We start from the raw sequence: 4,811 nt of genomic DNA on the forward strand, positions 1-4,811 counted from the left end.
GCGCGGCGGTGAGGGCGAGGACCAGGTCGTCGAGCGACTCCGGCGAGCCGTCGAGGGGGAGCGCGTGCAACGGACGCATGGCCCCAGGATCGCACCGGGGACCCACGAAGGGCCCCGGGGCGTCGCCACTCACAGGTCAGTAGTGCCAGGGGTAGGGCGACCAGTCGGGGGTGCGCTTCTCGAGGAAGGCGTCCCGGCCCTCGACGGCCTCGTCGGTCATGTACGCCAGCCGCGTGGCCTCGCCCGCGAACAGCTGCTGGCCGACCAGGCCGTCGTCGATCGCGTTGAACGAGTACTTCAGCATCCGCTGGGCCTGCGGCGACTTGCCGAGGATCTCCCGACCCCACTGCAGCGCCTCGGCCTCCAGCTCGGCGTGCGGGACGACGGCGTTGACCGCGCCCATCTCGTGCATCTGCCGGGCGGTGTAGGTCCGGCCCAGGAAGAAGATCTCCCGGGCGAACTTCTGCCCCACCTGCCGGGCGAGGTAGGCGGAGCCGTATCCGCCGTCGAAGGAGCCCACGTCCGCGTCGGTCTGCTTGAAGCGCGCGTGCTCGGCACTGGCCAGCGTGAGGTCGGCCACCGCGTGCAGCGAGTGCCCGCCGCCCGCCGCCCACCCGTTGACGACGGCGATGACCGGCTTGGTCATGAACCGGATCAGCCGCTGGCACTCCAGGATGTGCAGCCGGCCCGCCCGCCCCGGGTCCACGGTGTCCGCGGTGTCGCCGGAGGCGTACTGGTAGCCGGTGCGGCCCCGGATGCGCTGGTCCCCGCCGGAGCAGAAGGCCCACACCCCGTCCTTGGGGGAGGGCCCGTTCCCGGTCAGCAGCACGCACCCCACGTCGGAGGAGGTGCGGGCGTGCTCCAGGGCCGTGTAGAGCTCGTCGACCGTGCCGGGCCGGAACGCGTTGCGGACCTCGGGCCGGTCGAACGCGATCCGCACCACCCCGCAGTCCACGGCCCGGTGGTAGGTGATGTCGGAGAACGCGAACCCGGGCACTGCGGCCCAGGCCGACGGGTCGAACGTCTCGGACACGCTGTCGGATGCCGTGCTGGTCACCGTTCCGAATCTAGTGTGCGGTCGACGCGGCGCAGCTCGGTGTCCAGCGCCTCGGCGATGTCCGGGGGCAACGGGCGCGCCGCGGGGAGCGCGTCGACGATCTCCGTGGCGATGTCGCGGAGCTTGCGGTTGCAGCTCTGCGACACCCCGATCAGCACTCGGAAGGCCCGGTCCTCGTCACAGCGGTGCACGAGCATGACCATGCCCTTGGCCTGCTCGATGGCCGGGCGGCTGCGGAGGGCGTTCTCCAGCTGAGCCACGCGGTCGAGCAGCGCCCGGTCTCGGGAGGCCTCGTCCGGGCGTGACGGATCGAGGTCGTCTGGCATGTCCACCTGTCCAGCGGGTCTCGGTCTTCGGGGACCGCGGGCCTCGCTGCTGGACCTGCGCCGGAAGACGTTACCAAGTGCCCCCCGCGGGGTCGGTCGGACACCCCGGGATGATCGTGTCGTCCGTTTGACCGGTGATGTGTCGCATGCCACTCTCGGAGAAGGGGTGATCGCGATGAAGCAGCTCCCTGCCACGGCGAGTGTCAACACGCAGGTCCTCACCGCCCTGCGCGCGGCGGTGATCAGCGGCGAGCTCGTGCCCGGCAACCTCTACTCGGTGCAGGTCCTCGCCACCCAGCTCGGGGTCTCCCGCACGCCCGTCCGCGAGGCGCTGATCAAGCTCGCCCAGCAGGGGATGGTGCGCTTCGAGCGCAACCGGGGCGTGCGCGTGCTCCTCACGAGCCTGCACGACCTCGAGGAGGTCTTCGCGCTGCGCCTGCTGCTGGAGCCGCCCGCGGTCCGGCGGGCCGTGGGGCGGCTCGAGCCCGCCCAGCTCAAGGAGCTGCGCCGGACGTTCGTGCAGATGGAGAGGGCCGCCAAGGCGGACGACGAGTTCACCATGTTCGAGCACGACCGCCGCTTCCACCGCGCGCTGCTGGAGGCCGCCGGGAACACGCGGCTGGCGGCGTACGTGGACGGTCTGCGCGACATGGTGCTGCGCCGCGGCGTCTCGACCGCCCGCGAGTCCCGCAGCCTCGACGACATCGTGGCCGAGCACCGCACGATCCTGGACCTCGTCGAGGCCGGGGACGCCGACGCCGCGGCGAAGGCGATGCGCGAGCACGTGCAGCACACCGCGGAGCTGCTCATCGCCCAGGAGGCGGGTTCCGGCCCGGTCGACGTGGACCTGGCCTGGACCGAAGGTGTCATGCGCACGCATTGACGAGTGGCATGCTACATGCCACCGTGAGCCCGAACCCTCCAGTGCCGAAGGGACCCACCATGGCCACTGCGAACAAGCTCAGCGTCATCCCGTGCGGGGCGATGACCGCGGACCTCACCTGGCTGCTCCTCAAGCCGGGGGTGAGCATCAAGCCCCGCCAGGAGAAGACCGCCCAGATCGACTGGGTGGACGTGCCCAGCCACTGCGTCCTCGTCGAGACGGACGAGGGGAAGCTCCTCTGGGACACCTCCTGTCCGGCGGACTGGGAGACCAGGTGGAAGCCCACCGGCCTGCAGGACTTCTTCCCCTACGACAAGGCGGGCCCGGACGACTACCTGGACTCGCGGCTGAACCAGATGGGCGTCGGGCTGGACGAGATCGACTACGTGGTCCTGTCCCACCTGCACTTCGACCACGCGGGCAACGCCCAGATGTTCAAGAACACCAACGCCAAGCTGGTGTGCTCGGACCGCGAGAAGGAGTTCGCGCTCAACTTCGAGGGGGACTTCAACGGGGCCCACCTCAAGGCGGACTACGAAGGCCTGAACTGGGAGACGGTCAGCGGCGACGTGGACTTCCTCCCCGGCGTCAGGCTGATCCAGACCCCCGGCCACACCGTGGGCTGCATGTCCATGCAGGTGGACCTGCCCGACTCGGGCTCGATGATCTTCACCTCCGACGCCGTGTACATGGGCGACAGCTACGGCCCGCCCGCCGCGCCCGCCGCGATCGTCAACAACCTGGAGCAGTGGTTCAGCTCGGTGGAGAAGCTCCGCGGGATCCAGGAGAAGACCGGCGCGCAGCTGGTCTTCGGACACGACGCCCAGCAGATCCACGAGCTGCGCACCGCGCCCGAGGGGTCCTACACATGACGGAGCTCACCGAAGAGACGATCTTCACGTGGGGGGCGCCGCCGCTGAAGTTCGGCGCGGGCGCCATCGACGAGGTGGGCTTCGAGCTCACCGCGTACGGCGTCAAGCGGGTCCTGATCGTGACCGACCCGGGGGTCAACGCCCTCGGCGCGCCGCAGCGCCTGGCGGACTCGCTCAAGCGCTACGACATCGAGTCCGAGATCTTCGACGGCGTGCACGTCGAGCCCACGGACGACTCGATGAACAAGGCGACCGAGTACGCCCGCGTGCAGGGGCCGTGGGACGGGTTCGTGGCCGTCGGCGGCGGATCGGCCATCGACACCGCCAAGGCGATCAACCTGCTGACCAGCCACCCCGGCGAGCTGATGGACTACATCAACAAGCCGATCGGCAACGCCAAGGTGCCGCCGGGGCAGCTCAAGCCCCTCATCGCGGTCCCGACGACGGCGGGCACCGGCTCGGAGTCCACCGCCATGTGCGTGCTGGACATCCTGTCGATGAAGGTCAAGACCGGGATCAGCCACTGGCGGCTGCGCCCGACCCTGGCCGTGATCGACCCGCTGCTGACCATGACCCTCCCGCCGGAGGTCACGGCGGCGGCGGGGATGGACATCGTCTGCCACGCGGTCGAGTCCTACACGGCGCGGTACTACACCACGTTCGACCGCAAGAAGCCCGAGGAGCGGGTCACGTACTGCGGCTCGAACCCGGTGTCGGACCTGTGGTGCGAGAAGGCGATGAGCCTGCTCGCGCAGTCCTTCCGGGCGGCGGTGCACCGCGGCGGGGAGGATCTGGAGGCGCGGTCGAACATGATGATGGCCGCGACCTTCGCGGGCATGGGCTTCGGCAACTCCGGGGTGCACATCCCGCACGCCAACGCCTACCCGATCGCCGGAATGGTGAAGGACTACGTGCCCGCCGGCTACCCGCCGGACGAGCCGATGGTCCCGCACGGCCAGTCCGTGTCGCTCACGGCGCCGGAGGCCTTCCGGTTCTCCTTCGAGTCCGCGCCCGAGCGCCACCTCAAGGCCGCCGAGCTGATGGACCCGGGGGCGGACAGGCACAGCGACCCGCGCGAGCAGCTCCCGTCGGTGCTGGTCCGGCTGATGCGGGACATCGGGATCCCGAACGGGATCGGCGGCGTCGGCTACACCGAGTCGGACGTCCCGGACCTGGTCCCGGGCACCATGAAGCAGCAGCGCCTGCTCGCCACGTGCCCCAAGACCCCGACCGAGGACGACATCGCCGACATCCTCACGAAGTCCGTCGAGAACTGGTGACCTGTGGGTGCCGATGGTCGCCATGGCGACCATCGCCACTCACGAGGCGGGAGCCCCATGCCGATCTACGTGTACCGCTGCGGGTGCGGCGTCCGGTTCGAGCACCTGACGTCGATGTCCGCGACCGAGTCCCCCGGCTGCCCGCGGTGCGGCGGGGAGACCGCCAAGGTGCCCGCAGGCTTCTCCCTGGGCGGGCAGGCGAGCCCGGGGTTGAGCAAGGACGAGATGCCCCAGACCTGGAAGGGCGTCTACGACGGCGACGCCGGGTACGTCGACTCCATGCGCCGGACCTGGGACGCCCGGCAGAAGCTGGAGCAGAAGTACCCCGAGATCGCCGGTGACCAGCGGCCGATCCTGGCCCACGAGGGCCGCTACCACGACGCGCCGCTGCGC

Annotated in this window: 6 protein-coding genes; 4 read left to right on the forward strand and 2 right to left on the reverse strand. The window is 70.3% G+C overall.

The features are described 5' to 3' along the window. Window positions 1-136: 136 nt before the first annotated feature. Together H5J29_RS21030 and H5J29_RS21035 are read right to left on the reverse strand one after the other, a co-directional pair. Window positions 137-1,057, reverse strand: coding sequence for a 1,4-dihydroxy-2-naphthoyl-CoA synthase (locus tag H5J29_RS21030; protein WP_220187718.1), 921 nt, complete (start codon window positions 1,055-1,057; stop codon window positions 137-139). Then, window positions 1,054-1,383: an ANTAR domain-containing protein gene (locus H5J29_RS21035; protein WP_181782763.1), complete on the reverse strand. Its 330-nt coding sequence runs from the start codon at window positions 1,381-1,383 to the stop codon at window positions 1,054-1,056. Before H5J29_RS21035 ends, H5J29_RS21030 begins: the two co-directional genes overlap by 4 nt. 175 nt (window positions 1,384-1,558) lie before the next feature. Here H5J29_RS21035 and H5J29_RS21040 point away from each other — a divergent pair, with 175 nt between their 5' ends. From H5J29_RS21040 to H5J29_RS21055, 4 genes are all read left to right on the forward strand, one after another. Beyond that, window positions 1,559-2,266: a GntR family transcriptional regulator gene (locus H5J29_RS21040; protein WP_181782764.1), complete on the forward strand. Its 708-nt coding sequence runs from the start codon at window positions 1,559-1,561 to the stop codon at window positions 2,264-2,266. Window positions 2,267-2,325: 59 nt separating this feature from the next. After that, a complete protein-coding gene (locus H5J29_RS21045; protein WP_181782765.1) occupies window positions 2,326-3,138 on the forward strand; it encodes an N-acyl homoserine lactonase family protein in 813 nt (270 codons plus the stop codon). Continuing rightward, window positions 3,135-4,418 (forward strand): hydroxyacid-oxoacid transhydrogenase, encoded by a 1,284-nt coding sequence (locus H5J29_RS21050; RefSeq protein ID WP_181782766.1) that lies wholly within the window; start codon window positions 3,135-3,137, stop codon window positions 4,416-4,418. Before H5J29_RS21045 ends, H5J29_RS21050 begins: the two co-directional genes overlap by 4 nt. A 57-nt stretch (window positions 4,419-4,475) precedes the next feature. Further along, window positions 4,476-4,811, forward strand: a 336-nt coding sequence (locus H5J29_RS21055; RefSeq protein WP_181782767.1) for an FmdB family zinc ribbon protein, incomplete at its 3' end; no start/stop codon positions are given.

Origin of the sequence: Pseudonocardia pini (assembly GCF_013870575.1) — a bacterium.
Classification (GTDB): domain Bacteria; phylum Actinomycetota; class Actinomycetes; order Mycobacteriales; family Pseudonocardiaceae; genus Pseudonocardia; species Pseudonocardia pini.